Consider the following 18,204-nt stretch of genomic DNA (forward strand, 5'->3'; position numbering starts at 1 on the left):
TTAAACATGATTAAAATAATCAGTTTTTTTACTAATCGCTTATGGAGCAAATATAAGGCAAAGATTTGTAATAGAAAGATAAAATGTTGTTTTTTTGTAAAAAAGGATAGTTTTAGTACTTTTGTTTCATAAAAATTGTATAATATGGGATATGTTTCGAAGATATTCGTTACTGTAGATGTAGTATTGTTTAAAAAATATTTAAATATTTCACAGATATTATTAATAAAGCGCAAAAATGAACCGTTTCGTGATTATTGGGCTTTACCTGGTGGTTTTGTAGACGAAAATGAAGATTTAGAGATTGCAGCAAAGCGTGAATTACGTGAAGAAACGTCAATCGACCTGAATCAACTTACTCAAATTAAAGCATATGGGAAACCTTTTAGAGATCCAAGATCGCACATGGTGACTGTAGCTTTTTGGGCAGAAGTAGGAGAGGGGGTTATTGGTGAAGCTGCTGATGACGCTAAAGAATTGAAATGGTTTAATATAGATGATTTACCACAGTTAGCTTTTGATCATTTAGATATTATAACTGATGCGGTAGATATATATATAAAAAAATAAGTCTGTACAGACTTATTTTTTTATGCTTTACTTTCAAGAAGTTTTTTTTCCATGATAAAAGTACCAAATGGAACAATTGAAGCTAGACAGATAAGGCCATACTTTTTCATACTCCATTTTTCATCACTTTTAAGTACTGTAGCCATTACTATATATAGTATAAACAATACTCCATGTGCCATTCCGACTTTACTTACCATTTCTGGTTTGTGTAGAAAGTATTTTAAGGGCATAGCGATAAACAAAAGTGCTAGTAGAGATAAACCTTCAAGCAGCGCAACAATTTTAAATGTCTTTAGCATCTTAATTAAATTAGAAGTTTTAAGTATGCTAATATAGTTTTAAAATAGAAACAAAAAAAGCCTAACAGGAGTTCTGATAGGCTTTTATATTTAGATTAACATTTTAATTAGAAATCTAATAAACGATTGTTGTAATCTTTTAAGTCTTCTAAGTTATGTTTGTTATTAATGTCTTTGTATAAAGATAATAAGTACTGTAAACTTTCTAAGTCATTCTTAGATTCTTTCTCAACTGCAGTTGCCCCTTCTTCTCCTTCTTCTTCGATCGGCTCATCAGATGGTATTGCAATTAAAAAAGCTTTGTTGTTTTGAATGTGCTCATAAGCTAAACGAATAGATTTAACTAACACTGGTTTTTCTTCAAGTAGAGCAAACTCTCTAAGTTTTTGTAAATCTGCTACAATGTTTTCTACAACAAGACCATCAGAAATTAAATCTGATTGAATCTTTTTAATCAATTTTAAAGCATTTGCGTTTTCCACAGTAAATATCTTTTAAGTATAAAAAAATTATGGTGCAAAAGTAAACTTTTTAGATGATTATAGTGAAACAAAAGATGAAATATTTTGAACAAATTTTTGCAAAGTGCTGATTTTTCGTTTTTTATTTATGAATTGTTTCTTTTTTAAGATGATAGAAAGGTTTCTTATTTGTGTTATAAAATAAAAAACCGCCCTTTTCATAAGAAAAGTAGCGGTTTTTTTCAAACAAACTAAACCAAATCGTTTGTATTCGTACTAGAATACATATTCGTTTGACTCTACCAATTTCGTTGCAATAGTTTCTCTAAGTGCATTTACATTTGGTAAGTTTACATATTTTGTAAATCTGCGTAGTCCCATTAGCATTACACGTTGTTCATCACCTTCAGCAAAAGAAGCGATACCTTCTTTTCCTTTTGCTCCGATGATATCTACAGCGTGGTATAAGTATAATTGAGCCATAGCGATTTGTTCTTTGATATTCTCTTCTCCTTTTAACTTCGCTAATTTCTCAGTTCTAAGGATAGCACTTTCTGCCATATAAATTTCAATCATCATATCAGAAGCAGCCATTAATAATGCTTGGTGTTTATCTAGGTCTGGACCATATTTTTGAACAGCACTACCAGCTACCATTAAGAAAGCTTGTTTCAGTTTGCTGATCATTTCTTTCTCTTCTGCAAATAATTCAGAATAATCAGGTACATCAAAGCTTGGTATACTCATTAATTCATCAGCTACTTTCATAGCAGGACCTAATAAATCTACATGTCCTTTCATTGCTTTTTTGATTAACATTCCAACTGCTAGCATACGGTTAATCTCGTTTGTTCCTTCATAGATACGAGATATACGAGCATCTCTCCATGCACTTTCCATAGGTGTGTCTTCTGAGAATCCCATTCCTCCGAAGATTTGGATTCCTTCATCAGCACATGATTGAACATCTTCTGACACTGCTACTTTAAGGATAGAACACTCAATAGCGAATTCTTCTACTCCTTTTAATTCAGCCTCTTGATGTGAATTTCCTTCAGCAACACGTTGGTTAATTCTTTCTTCAATAGAAGCAGCAGCTCTATATGAAGCAGCTTCACCTACATAAGCATTTGTAGCCATCTCTGCTAGTTTAGTGCGAATAGCACCAAAAGTAGAAATTGGTGTTTTAAATTGGATACGCTCATTAGCATATTTTACTGATTGCGTGATTAAACGGCGTTGAGAATCTAAACAAGCAGCAGCTAATTTAATACGTCCTACGTTTAATGCATTCATTGCAATCTTGAAACCATTTCCTCTTTCTGAAAGCATATTCTCCACAGGAACTTTTGTTTCACTGAAGAATACCTGACGAGTAGAAGATGCTCTAATACCTAATTTGTGTTCTTCTTCTCCTAAAGTAATTCCATTGCTAGGATCGTTTTCTACGATAAATCCTGTGATATTTTTATCATCTTCTATACGTGCAAATACGATAAATACATTACAGAAACCAGCATTAGAGATCCACATTTTTTGTCCTGTGATAGAGTAGTGTTTCCCATCAGCTGATAAGACAGCTTTTGTTTTACCTGAGTTAGCATCAGATCCAGCATCTGGTTCTGTTAAACAGTAAGCACCAAACCATTCTCCTGAAGCTAATTTTGGAACGTATTTTTTCTTTTGTTCTTCGTTACCATATAATGTAATTGGCATTGTGCCAATTCCTGTATGAGCACCAAAGGCAGTTGAGAAAGAACCTGTTGCTCCTGAAATATAATCACATACCAGCATTGTAGAAATGAACCCCATTTCTAATCCTCCATAAGCTTCTGGTACAGCAACACCTAATAATCCTAATTCTCCAGCTTTACGCATAGAAGCTTCTGTGAAAGCGTAATCTTTTTTCTCAAACTTTTCTTTGTTTGGCCATATTTCTTTATCAATGAATTCTTTTACAGAATCACGCATCATGATTTGTTCTTCTGTGAAGTCTTCAGGAGTAAATACGTCTTGGTATTTAGTTTCTTTAATTAAAAATTGTCCTCCTCTTGTGATATCTTTACTCATAATATATTTCGTTTATTGGGTTAATAGCTTTTATAATAGTTCATAGATTCCTGCAGCACCTTGTCCTGTACCGACACACATCGTTACCATTCCGTATTTAGATCCACGACGTTTCATTTCATCAAATAGTTGTACTGATAGTTTAGCACCTGTACATCCTAGAGGGTGTCCTAACGCAATAGCACCACCGTTTACATTGACGATATCAGGGTTGATACCTAGTTCTCTAATTACAGCTAATGACTGAGAGGCAAAAGCTTCATTTAATTCGAATAGGTCTATATCTTTTAGTTGTAACCCAGCTTGTTTTAAAGCTTTTGGAATAGCTTTTACTGGACCAATACCCATGATACGTGGTTCTACACCAGCTGCAGCATAATTAACCATACGAGCGATAGGCTCAATGTTTAATTCTTTAACCATTTCTTCTGACATCACCATAACGAATGCAGCACCATCACTCATTTGAGAAGAGTTACCTGCTGTTACAGATCCATCAGCAGCAAATACAGGTCTTAGTTTTGCTAAAGCCTCAATAGAAGTTCCTGCTCTAGGGCCTTCATCTTTAGTGATTGTATATGATTTGCTATCTTTTTTACCTTTTTCGTTAATGAATACTTCATTAATGTTGATTGGAACAATTTGATCATCAAATTTTCCATCTGCTTGTGCTTTTAAAGCTTTCATATGAGAGTTAAAAGCAAACTCATCTTGATCTTCACGAGAAACTTTAAATTGATGGGCTACCGCTTCAGCTGTTAATCCCATTCCCCAGTAGTAATCTTCGTGTCCTTCTTTTGCTACACCATAATCAGGAGTTGGTTTGTATCCTCCCATAGGGATATAACTCATACTTTCTGCTCCACCAGCGATAATACAATCAGCCATACCCGCTTGGATTTTAGCAACAGCCATTCCAATAGTTTCTATACCAGATGCACAGTATCTATTTACTGTAACTCCAGGTACATCATCTATTTTTAATCCCATAAGAGAGATTAAACGTCCTATGTTTAATCCTTGTTCAGCCTCAGGCATAGCGTTACCTACCATAACATCATCAATACGTGATTTGTCAAATTCAGGTAGTTTACTCATTAAATATTCAATAGTTTCAGCAGCAAGTTCATCAGGTCTTTTAAATCTGAATACTCCTTTAGGAGCTTTACCTACAGCTGTTCTATATCCTTGTACTATATATGCAGTTTTCATATTCTTTGTCGTTTTTAATTGGTTAAAGATTAGTTTCTTAATGGTTTACCATTTTTCAACATATACTGGATTCTTTCAAGAGTTTTGCGCTCTCCACATAGCGATAAGAATGCTTCTCTTTCTAGATCTAGTAAGTATTGTTCAGTCACTAAAGTAGCTTCTGATAAATCTCCTCCAGCCATAACATATGCTAATTTGTTAGCTATTTTACGATCGTGTTCAGAGATGTATTTACCAGCCATCATACTGTCAGTTCCTACTAAGAACATACCTAAAGCCTGACGACCTAGTACTTTAATATCTTTGCGTTTAGCAGGCTGAGTGTACCCAGCTTGAGCTAATACTAAAGCCTCACGTTTCGCTTGTGCTAATTGTAAGTCTTTATTTACAACTACTACATCTTTACCTTTTTGTAATATATTTAAATCAAAAGCTTCTTGAGCAGAGGTAGCTACTTTCGCCATACCGATTGTTAAGAAGTGCTCTTGTAGTGTATTTAATTCCACATCGTTTTTGCGGTATAGATCAGACGCTCTTACTGTCATCTCTTTAGAACCACCTCCACCAGGAATAAGTCCTACACCGAATTCAACCAGTCCGATATAGGTTTCAGCAGCAGCGACTACCTTATCAGCGTGTAAGCTTAACTCACATCCACCACCGAATGTCATACCATGAGGAGCAGCAACCACTGGAATACCAGAGTAACGCATTTTCATCATCGTATCTTGGAACGTTTTGATAGCGATATTTAATTCATCCCAATCTTGCTCTGCAGCCATCATGAAAATCATCATTAAGTTAGCACCTACTGAGAAGTTACTACCTTGGTTTCCTACTACTAGTCCTTGGAAGTCTTTTTCTGCAATTTCAACAGCTTTGTTTAATCCGGCTAAAACACCACCACCGATGGTATTCATTTTTGAGTGAAACTCTAAGTTCACAATACCATCACCTAAGTCAATAAGTGATGCTTCACTATTACCCCAAACCTTATTAGTTGTTCTAATATTATCTAAGATAATGAATGCATCTTGTCCAGGGATTGGTTCAAATGTTTTAGTGTTTTGATTGTAGAATAACTTTTTACCATTCTCCACTTTATAGAAACTCTTTGCTCCAGATGCAGCTAATTCTTTAACCCAATCAGCTACTACATATCCTTCTTTTTCGACGATAGCAATACCTTTTTCAAGTCCTACTAAATCCCAAGTTTGGAATGGACCATATTTCCATGCATATCCTGTACGCATAGCGTCATCAATAGGGAATAGGGTATCTGTAATTTCTGGAACACGTTGAGAAACGTAAGCGAATAATGAAGCAAAGTGTTTTCTGATTAATTCACCTGCTTTTGTTTGGTCTGCTAATAATAAAGCTAATTTAGCTTTAGTACCACCAGCTTGTTTTGCTGTTTCTAGTACAGCAATCTTAGCACGTTCTAATGGACGGTATTCTAATTTTTCTAAGTCAAGAGCGAATCGATTTGTTTTTCCCTCTTTGTCTACTTCTTTATAATAGAATCCTTTTCTAGATTTATCACCTAAGAATTTGTTTTCTAATAGGAAGTTTAAAGGCTTACTGTCTTTTACCTCTTGGATCATAGCGTCATGAGGACAGTTTTGTTTTAAGCCATTTGTTACGTTAATAGCAGTATCAAGACCTACTAAATCACCTAGTTTAAATGTACCAGTCTTAGGACGACCTAAGATAGAACCTGTTAATGTATCGGCTTCTTCAATAGTCAACCCAATCTCTTGTGCCAACTGCATTACCATCGCCATAGAGTATACACCGATACGGTTACCGATAAAGCCAGGAGTATCTTTACATAATACAGGAGTTTTACCTAAGTATAAGCTACTATATTTTTGGAAGAATTCGATAACTTCTGGAGCTGTATTTGGACCAGGAATAATTTCGAATAATTGTAAATATCTAGGTGGGTTAAAGAAGTGTGTTCCACAGAAGTGTTTTTGGAAATCTTCTGAACGACCTTCTACCATTAATTTCATTGGAATACCAGATGTATTAGATGTAATTAATGAACCTGGTTTTCTGTATTTCTCGATTTGCTCGAATACAGATTTCTTAATGTCTAATCTTTCGATTACCACTTCGATTACCCAGTCGCAATCTTTTATTTTTACTAAATCATCTTCTATATTTCCTGTAGCGATGCGTGAAGCAAAAGCTTGAGAATAAATAGGAGCAGGTTTAGATTTTAGTGCATTAGCTAAGTGAGTACTTGCTATTTTATTTCTAACAATCTTACTTTCTAGGGTAAGACCTTTCTTTTCCTCTTCAGGAGTTAATTCTCTAGGTACAATGTCAAGAAGCAATACTTCTAATCCGATATTTGCAAAATGACAAGCAATAGCTGATCCCATTACACCAGATCCTACTACGGCTACCTTTTTAATTATTCTTTTCATATTTATTGTTCTTTGGTTTTTAATACTATTATTTAACTCTCTTAAGGTACAAAAATTATTTGTCCTCAAATATACTTTTGTCGTTGATTAACTGATTGATAACTTCAGTTACTTCCATAAAGTGCTGAATTTTCTCCTCTGATATTTGAGTTCGAATTTTTTCGTTAAAGCGTTTCACTTTTGCTTTAGATAATTCTCTTTTCTCTAAGCCTAGAGGAGTTAATTTTATAATCACACCACGGCCATCATTAGGGTTCTTTTCACGTGTGATTAATTTGTTTTCTTCTAATTTTTTTAGAGTACGAGTAAGACTCGTAGCTTCCATACCCATATTTGGTCCTAGTAGAGTAGAAGGAGTACCTTCTTTATCTATACTTAGTAGTGCAAAAGCAAGTGACATGGTGGCATCATATTTAGCCGCTTCTTCATTGTACATTCTTGCTACAGCTTGCCATGTTGCTCTAAGTATATAATCGATTGTTGTGTTCTTCATACCATTTAGAATAATTCAAATATAAAAAAAAATAGTATGCACGCATACTATTTTTAAAATATTTCTTGATTAAGTGATTTTTTGTGTCATTAACTTCTGTAAATCTTGTCGTATAAGTCTTTATGTTTCTCAAGAATAATACGTCTACGAAGTTTTAGAGTAGGGGTTAAGTGCTCACTGTCAATGCTCCACACATCAGGAGTAAGTTCGAACTTCTTCACTTGTTCCCATTTACCGAATTTTTTATTTACAGCTTCTACTTCTTCTGCAACGCGGTCGATAACTTTTTGATTCGTTGCTATTTCTTCGTTAGTAGTACCGATATCATATCTTTTTCGACGTGCCCATTCTTTAACGAAGTCAAAATCTATCTGAATAAAAGCAGCAGGCATCTTTTCTCCTTCACCGATAACCATGATTTGTTCGATAAAGCGAGACTGTTTCATCATATTTTCAATCATCTGAGGAGCTACATATTTACCTCCAGATGTTTTGAACATTTCTTTTTTACGGTCAGTGATGTGTAAGAAACCATCTTCGTCTATTCTACCAATGTCCTCTGTATGGAAATACCCATCTTTAATAACGCTATTTGTTTTCTCTTCGTCTTTAAAGTATCCCATCATCACGTTAGGAGCTTTACATAAGATCTCTCCGTCTTCTGCTATTTTTACCTCCACATTACTTAAAGGGCGACCTACTGTACCAAATCTCAATCCTCCATTACGAGCATCGTTTACTGATATAACAGGAGAAGTCTCAGTAAGACCATATCCTTCCATTACAGGAATACCAGCAGCATTGAATACTTTAGATAGGCGAGCCTGAAGTGGAGCACTACCAGAAACAATGATTTTCATTTGACCTCCTAGTCCTTCTTGCCATTTACTAAATACTAGTTTTCTAGCTATTTTTAGTTGGAAGTTATAGAAGGCGCTTCTATTATATGGTTTATATTGGAATCCTAGTTCAAGAGCCCAGAAGAAAATACGTTTTTTAATACCAGTAAGAGAAGATCCTTTAGCAAAGATTTTATCATATACTTTTTCTAATAAACGCGGTACTACTGTCATGACATTAGGACTAACTTCTTTTAAGTTATCTCCCATTTTATCAATAGATTCCGCATAGTAAATAGAAGTACCTGAGAATTGGTAAAGATAAATCAGCATTCTTTCAAATACGTGGCACAGTGGTAAGAAACTAAGAGCTTTATAGTGATCTTCACGTCCAAAAGGAACTCTATCCCAGCTACCTATTACATTAGATAAGATGTTATTATGAGACAGCATCACACCTTTAGGTCTACCCGTAGTACCAGAGGTGTAGATTAGCGTAGCTAAGTGATCTGGTGTGATAGAATCTTTAATGCGATCCACTTCTTCTTGATTAGAAGTATCTCTTCCTAATTCAAGAATCTCATCAAAAGTTTTGCATCCTTCTATATGTTCAAAAGAACAAATACCTTGTAGAAGTGGTAGTTGATCTTTAACACTTATTAATTTGTTATAAATTTCTTGATCTGATACTACACAGTATTTTGCTTCTGCATGACTAAGAATGTACTGATAGTCTTCAGCTGCAATGGTAGGATAGATAGGCACATTCTGAGCGCCAATTTGTAAAATACCAATATCTAAAAGATTCCATTTAGTTTGGTTATTAGTAGAGATGACAGCTATTTTATCATTTGCTTCTATGCCTAGACGTAGTAAGGCACGCGAAACCATATTAGCCTTATCTATATACTCCTGTGAGGATGTTTTTTCCCATACTCCGTTCACCTTAGTAACTAAAGCTGCAGCCAGAGGAAAGTGTTCATTCTGCAAATAAGGAATATCAAAAAGTCTTGTAGGATTTACCATATTATCATTAATTAGCTAACGCAAAGTACAAAAAAAATATAAGATTTCTCGTATTTAGTATGTACTTAGCAATTTTTATCTGGTTTATTTGCAATTCTCGTAGTTGATTTTCTACTAAACTACATTATTCATTTTCTATATTGTGCTTGATGATGATTGTACTTAGAGCTTAAGTCATTGTAAATCAACTTTTATAAATATAGTAAAAAAATAAGTAGACACTTCATTATATTTTGATATAATCACTGAAAACTATTATTGAATATTAGTGTCCTTAAGAGATTGGGTATGCTGTATCGCCCTATTATCACTATATAATTATAGTAGGTAAGTCCGTAGTGAGTCCGTTATGAGTCCGTAGTGAGTCCGTTATTTATTGAGATATATCGGAGTGATATCTTACTAATCGCGTTGTTAGTAGGGAGATGTATGTAGGAAGACAGAATGTTTTGTAAAAGAATGTTCTATCTTTAGATAAAGATTATAGAGGATTGTTGTTAGTACGAAAGGTATAATTTTTCTTAAATTTTCTTTAGTTTGGATATAAAATGCTTCTAAATGCTAATAGAAGTCCGAATAGAAATGATTAAGTTTGTGTTTTTAAAAAAATAACAATATGATTTCTAATCGATATCGATTGAATGAAGTATTAGTACTGGGGTATAGGTTATTCTTAGCTTTCTTCTTTTACTTTATTGCTCGTACACTATTTTACTTTTATAATAGTGATTTATTAAATGTAGACTCTTTTGGTCAGTTTTTAGAATTAGCGTATCACGGTATCACGTTTGATAGGATGGCTATTTTTTATGTAAATATATTATTTATATTATTATCTATTCTGCCTTTATTTATCAATACAAAAAAAGGGTATCAGAAGGTCGTGTTTTACGCCTATATCATTCCTAACTTGATAGCGTATTCTACTAATTTTATTGATTTTATTTACTATAGATTTATTTATGCTCGTACTACTATAGCTGTTTTCGACAGTTTAGAACACGAGTCAAATAAGGGACAATTGTTTTTTAACTTCTTGGTTAATTATTGGCATGTTTTTCTTATTTGTATTGTACTATGTGTGCTATGGGTGTACTTGTATACCAAGGTGAAGTTTACTCGATTTTTGAAAGTTGAGGATAAGAAGTCTTATTGGTTATCTACTGTCTTGATTATTATTGTGACAGGAGTGGGCTTTGTGGCAGGAGTAAGAGGGGATCTGAAGAAAGCAACTAGACCATTGAATATTATAGATGCAAATCGACATGTAGAGAAACCAGAACATGCAGATATTGTATTAAATACTCCATTCGCTATCTTGAGAACAATCGGTAAGACTAGTTTTAAGAAAGTAGAATATATGGATGAAGCTACACTTAACCAAAATATAAGTGGGGTGAAGCAGTATCATACTAATGAACCTAGCACTCCTAATATAGTATTGTTTATCACAGAAAGTTATGGACGTGAGTATATAGGAGCTTTTAATAAAGATATGAATATTAAAAACTATAAGAGTTATACTCCTTTTATAGATTCGCTTTCTCAGCATAGTTTAATATTCCCTAATGCATTCGCTAATGGCTATAAGTCTATTCACGGTGTGTCATCTGTCATCGCGGGTATTCCTTCGTTTAAAGATGCATTTACATCATCGCCTTATCCGAAGCAGAAGATCGAATCACTAGTGTCTACACTGAAGTCTAAAGGATATGATACATCTTTCTTCCATGGTGCTCCTAATGGATCTATGGGGTTCTTAGGATTCGGTAATATCTTAGGGTATGATCACTACTATGGAAAGACAGAGTATAATAATGATGATGACTTCGATGGTACTTGGGGGATTTGGGACGAACCTTTCTTCCAATATATGCGCACTACATTAAATGAAAAGAAAGGACCTTTCTTTGCTACTATTTTTACCGTGTCTTCTCATGAGCCATTTAATATTCCTGCTCAGTATGAAGGGAAATTCCCTATAGGAGATGTGCCTATCCATAAGACAGTGGGATATACGGATTATGCTTTTAAGAAATTCTTTGAAGAGAGCAGTAAAGAACCATGGTTTAAGAATACAATTTTTATCATCACTGCGGATCATACTAATCAGATCGCCTATGATGAATATAAAGAGCTTGTTAATCGTACTGCAGTGCCTATACTTATCTATACACCAGATGAGAGATTAAAAGGAGTAGATAAGAGATTAGCTCAGCAGATAGATATTTATCCTACTGTACTAGATCTAATAGGGTATGATAAACCTTTTAGAAGCTGGGGAAGAAGTCTAGTTAATGATACAATAACGACTCCATATACGATTAATTATGGAGGTAATGAATACACTTACCAAGAAGGAAATTATATCGTAAGGTTTAATGGGAAAGAGGTGACAGGGTTCTTTGATATTAAAGATAAGGGATTAAAGAAAAATTTAATCGGTCAAAAGAATAAGGAAATGGAAAGACTCGAAATAAAGTGTAAAGCCTTTATTCAAGACTATTTCGAACGTATTATAGATAAGCGATTAGATAGATAAGTATTATAAATAGCACCTTAATCAAGGTGCTATTTTCTTTTTAAGAAACTTTTTTTATTAAAAGTTTTTAGGAGTAATTCTTTGTTTATGAAGTTATTTGATTGTTTTATCTAAAAATTTTGAAATTAAAAGAAGTATTAATCTTGTGTTAGTAATATTAATGTTGAGTTTAATACAAAACGTTATTGTAGCTAGTATTATTAAAAAATAATGCTGTTAGTCTATATGTGTTTATTTGGGTGAAATGATAGTGTTTAATTAGGTGTTTTTGTACAGGATGATGAATAAATTTATTAATTTAAATTAAAAGTGTAAGTTATTGGTATTGTGTGTTTATGTGAAAATTGTATTAAAAAAAAATGTAAATCTTAAACTTGCTTTAGATTAACTTTTTAGCGCTGAGTTTTGGTTAAATTTGCCCAACTTTTTTTAAATATAAACCTTACAATTCTATGACTTCTAATAAATTTAGAGCCTATGAAGTAAAAGTGATGTTGTATAGATTATTTCTTGCTTTTGTTTTTTACTTTATTGCTCGATTGTTATTTTATTTTTATAACGCAGATTTATTAAGCATTGATTCCGTTGGACAATTTTTATCACTATCTTTTTACGCCTTATCATTTGATAGTGCATCTATATTCTATATGAGTATTTTGTTCATCTTATTATCAATAGCTCCTGTTTTTATAAATACCAAACCTAATTATCAGAAAGTTGTTTTCTTTGCTTATTTCATTCCTAATTTACTAGCTTATGCTACTAACTTTGTAGACCTTATTTACTATAGATTTATCCAGTCTAGAACCACCGTAGCTGTGATGGATAGTTTAGAACATGAGTCTAATAAAGCAACGTTATTGTTTAACTTTCTATTTAGTTATTGGCATGCTTTAGTTTTGTTTCTTATATGTTCTGCTTTGTGGATTTATTTATATACTAGAGTTAAAATAAAACCTGTCAAAAGAGAAGAATCTACTAGTCGCTATTATATATCTACTGCTTTTATAGTAGTAATTTCAGTAGTTGGTGTAGTCTCTGGTATAAGAGGAGGTGTGACTAAGAAAACTAGACCAATAAATATAGTAGATGCCAATCGACATACTACTAAGCCAGAGCATGGGGATGTAGTCTTAAATACTCCGTTCACAATCTTAAGAACGATAGGGAAGAGTAGTTATAAGGAAGTGAACTATATGGATAAAAAGACATTAGAAAAATACATTAATGATGTAAAACAATATAATGTCAATGAACCAAGTACTCCTAATATCGTATTATTCATAACGGAGAGTTTTGGACGTGAGTATATTGGAGCCTTTAATGAAGGGACAGATATTCCAAACTATAAGAGCTACACTCCTTTTATAGATTCTTTGGCTAAGCATAGTTTGATATATCCTAATGCCTTTGCTAATGGGTATAAATCGATTCATGCTATTCCTTCTATTCTAGCAGGTATTCCTTCTTTTAAGGATGCTTTTACTTCTTCTCCATTCCCTAACCAGAAGATAGAATCTGTAGTGTCTATATTGAATAGTCAGGGGTATGATACTTCTTTCTTTCATGGTGCGGTGAATGGTTCAATGGGATTTTTAGGATTTGGAAATATATTAGGGTATGATCATTACTACGGAATGACTGAGTATGATAATGATGATGATTTTGATGGTACATGGGGGATCTGGGACGAACCTTTCTTTCAGTTTATGAGTAAAACATTAAACGAGAAGAAAGAACCTTTTTTCGCAACATTGTTTTCAGTATCTTCACATGAGCCTTTTAGAATACCAGAACAGCATATAGGGAAATTTCCCAAAGGTAATCTTGAGATACATGGACCTATAGGTTATACTGATTATGCGTTTAAGCGTTTTTTTGAAGAGAGTAGTAAAGAACCATGGTTTAAGAATACTATTTTTATTATCACAGCGGACCATACTAATCAGATTTATTATGATAAGTATAAGGAATTAGTAAATAGAACTGCTATTCCTATTATGATTTATACGCCTGATGAGAGGTTAAAAGGGGTAGATAATCGATTGGCACAACAAATGGATATATATCCTACTATTTTAGACTTAATCGGTTATGATCAACCTTTTAGAAGTTGGGGGAGTAGTTTACTTAACGATACTACAAGCGATCGTTTTACAGTAAGTTATGGAGCTAACGAAATAACTTATCAAACAGGTAATTATATTGTCCGATTTAATGGAATTAAAGTAACGGGCTTTTATGATATAAAAGATAAAGGGCTTACTAAAAACTTGATTAAGGAGAAGAATAAAGAAATGGAAGAGGCAGAAATGAAGTGTAAGGCTTTCGTCCAAGATTATTTTGATCATATTATCAATAGAAAGTTATCTGATATATAGAGGTGTTTTCTCTAAAGAGTAAAGGTTCACAGTTAAATCTGTGAACCTTTTTTATTTTACTCTGTAAAGTCGTTTTCGATTAATAATTCTTTAGCCTTATCTAAGTCTTCTTCATCGACTAAGATATGTACTGCTCTGTCAAGTGTTCCTGCTCCAATTCCGATAGCTGATTGTATATCATCTCTAATTATGTAGGGAATATTATTTTCATCTAAGAGATTTCTTACTGCGAGAACGATAATCTCACTGCCAGCAAATAATTTTTTGTGACTCATAACCTTCTGTATTTGTTCTTTTCTAAATTATGACTTTTTTAATTAAGAGAGTAAAAAAGATAAGTTAAAATCAAAATGAATTAGCCTATAAGTTTTTTTATTACTCTAAAAAGGAGTATCTTAATAAAAGAATTATAAAACAAAAAATATCTTATAAATGATAAATTATAAGTAAAAGAGAAGAGGTTTCATTAAACTGAATGATTATGAAAATAGAGGAGACAAAGGCATTTAGTCAATTGAGTAGTATAGCGCAATCAATTGTCAACAAGAGTACTTCCAAAAAACAGATTTCAGATGCTGTGATGATTGTGAAGAATATAGGTTTCGAAAAATGGAGTAGTATTACAGACCTACCTATTATGTGGCATCAGATAGTAAAGGAACTGGCTGTATAAATAATAGAATAGATGAAGTAGAAAAGATCTTATCCTATCAGGATGAAGATCTTTTTTCATTTATACAACAATAATAACTTCGAAATATAATTGTAATTTTATTTCAAATTTAAAATAGAGTATGAATATTGTTTATTTGGTTTTTGGTAATAAGATGAGTTATTATCAACAAGTTTTTTTCTCTATATATACCGTATTGGCTTATAAAGGAGCAAGTGATAATATTATTGTATTGACTGAAGAACCTTCTCTGTTTAATCAATTAAAGGGAAGAATAACGGTAGAATCTTTAGATAAGGATCTTGTTAAAGATTGGTTAGGGAAGTACCAATATATGTTTAGAGTAAAAATAAAGGCATTAGAGTATATCGCTCAGCAGTATCCAGAGAAAGATTTATTGTACCTAGATGTAGATACTTTTGTTTATAATTCATTAACACCTCTAAGAGATAAACTAGAACAAGGAACAAGTATTATGCATATAGATGAAGGGCAGCTCAATAAATTTACTACGAAAACAGGAAAGAGATTTTGGAAAGAATTGAAAGGTAATACTTATGGAGGAATTCTTATTACAGAAGATACCTGTATGTGGAATGCTGGTGTTCTAGGAGTGTCAAAAAGTAACTTTTCAAGTATTTCACTAGCTTTAGATATAACAGATCAGATGTGTCAAGCAGGTATTAAAGCATTTACAAAAGAGCAACTTGCTTTTTCTTTAGCTTTTAATTCTACTGGAGATATGACACCTGCAGATCATATTATTGGTCATTATTGGGGAAATAAAGAACAATGGGATGATTTTATATCTGATTGGTTAAAAAAAGCGTTTATGCATAATTATACAGTAGATGAAGTGATCGCTAATGTTAGAAGTATTCCTCTGGATCAAATACCTTACTACCTTAAACACTCTAATACTTTAAAGCGTCTATCTAGAAAGTTACAAAATATCTTTCAACCTAAAAATCCACAATTTATAAAGAAGTAAAATTTTTTATAATCACTTGACTTTGTAATAAAAGTATTTGTTTATTTAAACTTATATCGACTTGTTATTGTTAATTTTGTTAATAAATTGATTTGTTTAAATGAATAAGGTTAATTATTATAGAGTGTTAGGAGTTAATCCTACCGTATCAGAGGAAGAGCTTAAGCGTGCTTTTCAGTCTTTATATGAGCGTTATAGTCCAGATAAGAATCCGAGTAGTTTATTCTATAAGACGATGTTCGAACAACTGAATGAAGCTTATGCTACATTAGGAGATAGAGAAAAGAGAGAAAAGTATAATATAGCGAATGGCTATGAGGTACCTGTCTATTCTAGACCTGAGGATAAACAAGAAATCTCTAAAAAGAAAGAAAAGATGGTAGATACAGGAAGTAATAATGCCTATATTTTCTTATTTGTGGTTATTGGTATTATCGTTGTTTTAGGAGGGTATTTAGTTTACTATACATTTAATGAGAGTGAAGATACAGAGATTAAAGAAACAGTGATTGTTGAGCAAGAATTGCCAAAACCTAAAGCGACTATAAAGAAAGTAGAAGTGAAGCCTGTAGAGGTAAGAAGAGAGGTTTGTACTGCCGAAAAAAAAGAAAAGGAGCATCAACATACAGAAAGTGTGAAAGAAATACCTGTAACTGATAAGGCAAAAGAAGTAAAAAAGGAAATCTCTGTAGAAAAGAAGGTAGAGGCAACTAAAGTAAGTAAAGAAGAAAAGCTTACTAAACCAAGTTCTAAAACAGATAATCTGAATGATGAGTTTCAAACAAAGAAAGCGTTTAAAATAGGAGCGAGTAAGAATGATGTATGGGCTGTACAAGGAGATCCTACAGATATAAAAGAACAAGGTGATATCGAGACATGGTATTACGGTAAGAGTAAGATTAGATTTAAAAATGGAAAGGTTATAGATAGTACAAGTTTTTAATTGGTACTTAAAACCCTATTTACTACCTTTTATTTTTAAACAAAAGGTACTCAATAAAGGTGTTTAGAATGTTTTTTTATATAAGTTGTTGTTTTTGTTGGTATTAGTAGATGTTATAAAGTATTGTTTTTCGTGTTAAAATTCAACGGTTTTAGTTTTTTAACTAGTAAGGTTTATAAATTTATGTAATTAAATTACAATCAAAATTTATAATTATGACAATAAAACAGACCTATTTTTATCACCCAACTAGTTATGAAACAAATGAGTGTGTAATAGCTTCTTTTGAACAAAGAAATATTCCAATGCAAAGAATTCAACAGAGTCTTGGAAGGAAAAAAAGATTTATTCTAGATCGAAATTCTACAGAAACAACACTTACTATGGCTACCAAAGCTGCAAAAGGAGCATTAAAAGAATGTGGTTTGCATATTGAAGATATTGATGTTATTGCTTTAGTTTCTGCTACACCAGAGCTTTTAGTACCATCAGCTTCTATCAAGTTGCATCAAATGTTGAATGCAAAGAAGAAAACTATGTGTTTTGATTTAAATGCCAATTGCATTGGAGCATTTATAGCGTTAGATCAGTTGACTAAATATTTGCAATGTACTCCTAATATGCAGAGAGCATTAATTGTATGTGCAGAGAATCTATGTCGTATAGTAGATAATAATAATCCAATTACAGCATTTTGTTTTTCTGATTCTGCTTTTGCTTTTATTCTTGATAAGGATGGAGAAAGTATAGGACTTAAGGATGTAATGTATCATACAGATAGTGATATTGCTGATACAGTGTCTTATCCGCCAGCTGGCTTTTCTCAGTTTAAGAATGAAGATGTATTAGTATGGGATCGCTCCTTTGACGGAATGGGAAGTGTGGACTTCATAAAGAAAGAACTATTATTATTTTTAGAGAGAAATAAAATGAGTGTAGAAGATATAGATTTGTTTATGTTTTCTCAGTTTTCTTATAAAAATGTACAATTAATCAAAGAGTATTTTAATTTAGGTGATGATAAAGTGCCTTTTTATTCTCATGAATTAGGATATACTGGTTCGTCAAGTCCTTTTTTAGCATTAGATCAATATCAGCGAAGAGTAAGGAAGATTAAACAAGGAGAGCAGATTTTGTTTTGGACACTAGGTGCTGGTTATGAAGCAGGATTAATGCTTTGGGAATACTAATTAAAAGTATACGCAATAAAAAACACCCTAAGTCATCTAGACTTAGGGTGTTTTCATTTTATAACTATTCACTAAC

At 32.7% G+C, this 18,204-nt stretch carries 15 protein-coding genes; 7 read left to right on the forward strand and 8 right to left on the reverse strand.

The annotated features are described in order from the left end of the window. Window positions 1–144: 144 nt before the first annotated feature. A complete protein-coding gene (locus BK054_RS12475; RefSeq protein WP_071307333.1) occupies window positions 145–570 on the forward strand; it encodes an NUDIX domain-containing protein in 426 nt (141 codons plus the stop codon). 20 nt (window positions 571–590) lie between these two features. Here the strand turns inward: BK054_RS12475 and BK054_RS12480 are convergent, their stop codons facing one another. The 7 genes from BK054_RS12480 to BK054_RS12510 all read right to left on the reverse strand — a co-directional run bounded on the left by BK054_RS12480 (window position 591) and on the right by BK054_RS12510 (window position 9,408). Beyond that, a complete protein-coding gene (locus tag BK054_RS12480; protein ID WP_006259156.1) occupies window positions 591–872 on the reverse strand; it encodes a DUF3817 domain-containing protein in 282 nt (93 codons plus the stop codon). A 107-nt stretch (window positions 873–979) separates the two neighbouring features. Then, complete coding sequence (locus tag BK054_RS12485) at window positions 980–1,354, reverse strand: hypothetical protein (RefSeq protein WP_006259155.1); 375 nt, start codon at window positions 1,352–1,354, stop codon at window positions 980–982. A 255-nt stretch (window positions 1,355–1,609) separates the two neighbouring features. Then, window positions 1,610–3,403, reverse strand: a complete 1,794-nt coding sequence (locus tag BK054_RS12490; protein ID WP_006259154.1) for an acyl-CoA dehydrogenase family protein — start codon at window positions 3,401–3,403, stop codon at window positions 1,610–1,612. A gap of 30 nt (window positions 3,404–3,433) precedes the next feature. Beyond that, on the reverse strand, window positions 3,434–4,615 hold the full coding sequence (locus tag BK054_RS12495) for an acetyl-CoA C-acyltransferase (RefSeq protein WP_006263411.1): 1,182 nt from the start codon (window positions 4,613–4,615) through the stop codon (window positions 3,434–3,436). A gap of 29 nt (window positions 4,616–4,644) precedes the next feature. Continuing rightward, a complete protein-coding gene (locus BK054_RS12500; protein WP_006259152.1) occupies window positions 4,645–7,050 on the reverse strand; it encodes a 3-hydroxyacyl-CoA dehydrogenase/enoyl-CoA hydratase family protein in 2,406 nt (801 codons plus the stop codon). Between the two features lie 55 nt (window positions 7,051–7,105). Further along, entirely contained in the window at window positions 7,106–7,543 is a 438-nt protein-coding gene (locus BK054_RS12505) for a MarR family winged helix-turn-helix transcriptional regulator (protein WP_006259151.1), read from the reverse strand. Between the two features lie 89 nt (window positions 7,544–7,632). Further along, window positions 7,633–9,408: an AMP-dependent synthetase/ligase gene (locus tag BK054_RS12510; protein ID WP_006259150.1), complete on the reverse strand. Its 1,776-nt coding sequence runs from the start codon at window positions 9,406–9,408 to the stop codon at window positions 7,633–7,635. A gap of 616 nt (window positions 9,409–10,024) precedes the next feature. Between BK054_RS12510 and BK054_RS12515 the strand changes: the two genes are divergently transcribed. Together BK054_RS12515 and BK054_RS12520 are read left to right on the forward strand one after the other, a co-directional pair. Beyond that, window positions 10,025–11,950, forward strand: a complete 1,926-nt coding sequence (locus BK054_RS12515; protein WP_006259149.1) for an LTA synthase family protein — start codon at window positions 10,025–10,027, stop codon at window positions 11,948–11,950. Window positions 11,951–12,402: 452 nt separating this feature from the next. Next, the gene (locus BK054_RS12520) at window positions 12,403–14,331 is read left to right on the forward strand and encodes an LTA synthase family protein (protein WP_006261009.1); all 1,929 of its coding nucleotides are present in this window, start codon (window positions 12,403–12,405) and stop codon (window positions 14,329–14,331) included. 56 nt (window positions 14,332–14,387) lie between these two features. Here the strand turns inward: BK054_RS12520 and BK054_RS12525 are convergent, their stop codons facing one another. Continuing rightward, complete coding sequence (locus BK054_RS12525) at window positions 14,388–14,606, reverse strand: DUF2007 domain-containing protein (RefSeq protein WP_006259147.1); 219 nt, start codon at window positions 14,604–14,606, stop codon at window positions 14,388–14,390. A 206-nt stretch (window positions 14,607–14,812) separates the two neighbouring features. On the opposite strand from BK054_RS12525, the gene BK054_RS12530 reads away from it, so the two are divergent. The 4 genes from BK054_RS12530 to BK054_RS12545 all read left to right on the forward strand — a co-directional run bounded on the left by BK054_RS12530 (window position 14,813) and on the right by BK054_RS12545 (window position 18,128). Beyond that, a complete protein-coding gene (locus tag BK054_RS12530; protein ID WP_006259146.1) occupies window positions 14,813–15,004 on the forward strand; it encodes a hypothetical protein in 192 nt (63 codons plus the stop codon). Window positions 15,005–15,125: 121 nt separating this feature from the next. After that, window positions 15,126–15,995: a hypothetical protein gene (locus tag BK054_RS12535; protein ID WP_006259145.1), complete on the forward strand. Its 870-nt coding sequence runs from the start codon at window positions 15,126–15,128 to the stop codon at window positions 15,993–15,995. Window positions 15,996–16,095: 100 nt separating this feature from the next. After that, window positions 16,096–16,938 (forward strand): J domain-containing protein, encoded by an 843-nt coding sequence (locus tag BK054_RS12540; RefSeq protein ID WP_006259144.1) that lies wholly within the window; start codon window positions 16,096–16,098, stop codon window positions 16,936–16,938. Window positions 16,939–17,153: 215 nt separating this feature from the next. Then, the gene (locus BK054_RS12545) at window positions 17,154–18,128 is read left to right on the forward strand and encodes a 3-oxoacyl-ACP synthase III family protein (RefSeq protein ID WP_006259143.1); all 975 of its coding nucleotides are present in this window, start codon (window positions 17,154–17,156) and stop codon (window positions 18,126–18,128) included. Window positions 18,129–18,204 lie beyond the last annotated feature (76 nt).

It is taken from the genome of Myroides sp. ZB35 (genome assembly GCF_001865835.1).
Lineage (GTDB): Bacteria > Bacteroidota > Bacteroidia > Flavobacteriales > Flavobacteriaceae > Flavobacterium > Flavobacterium odoratimimum.